Genomic DNA, 672 nt, shown 5'->3' with positions numbered 1-672 from the left:
GTCTGCCACGGGATGGGCCGCCCGGTGGCCGGGCGGCTGCGTTCGTCCAGTAGTTCGCGCAGGTCGCGCGGGCTGGCAGGCAATGGACTTACCCCCTTGTCTCCGGCACCGCTGCGAACGAGTCGTCGACCCGCAGCCTGGCCAGTGCCTTGCTCGTCTGGCTTTTGACCGTGCCGACGCTGCAGCCGAGGGTCTGGGCGGTCTGGGCCTCGGTCAGGTCCTCGAAGTAGCGCAGCACCACCACGGCCCGCTGCCGGGGCGGCAGCCTGCCAAGGGCCCGCCACAGCGTGTCGCGCTCGTCGGCGCCCCCGATCGGGTCGCGGGGGTCGGCCGGTTCCGGCGGCGTGCCGGTTGGGACCTCCGCCCCGCGCCCGCGCCGGCGCCACCAGGAGACGTGGAGGTTGACCAGGATCCTGCGCACGTAGGCCTCGCGTTCCGCGCCCAGTCGCGGCCAGGCCAGCCAGGCTCTGATCAGCGCGGTCTGCACCAGGTCCTCGGCCGCGGCCCAGTCGCGGGCCAGCAGGTAGGCGGTCCGCAGCAGCCGGTGCCAGGTCCGCGCGACGAACTCGTCGAACTCCTCACGATCCGTCACCCGGTTGCCCTCCTCGTCGGCGCTGGTCATCCGTACTACGCCGGCGGCCGGTGAAAAGGTTGCCCCGTTCCGAGGCGCTT

General features: G+C 72.9%; 1 protein-coding gene. It reads right to left on the bottom strand.

All coding sequences use genetic code 11. The features are described from left to right. Window positions 1-88: 88 nt before the first annotated feature. On the bottom strand, window positions 89-672 hold a 584-nt coding region (locus Ssi02_RS38450), incomplete at its 5' end, for a SigE family RNA polymerase sigma factor (RefSeq protein ID WP_307825890.1).

It is taken from the genome of Sinosporangium siamense, assembly GCF_016863435.1.
Taxonomy (GTDB): domain Bacteria; phylum Actinomycetota; class Actinomycetes; order Streptosporangiales; family Streptosporangiaceae; genus Sinosporangium; species Sinosporangium siamense.
The sequence above is the reverse complement of the archived record's forward strand: the minus strand, read 5'-3'. Positions and strand labels throughout refer to the sequence as shown.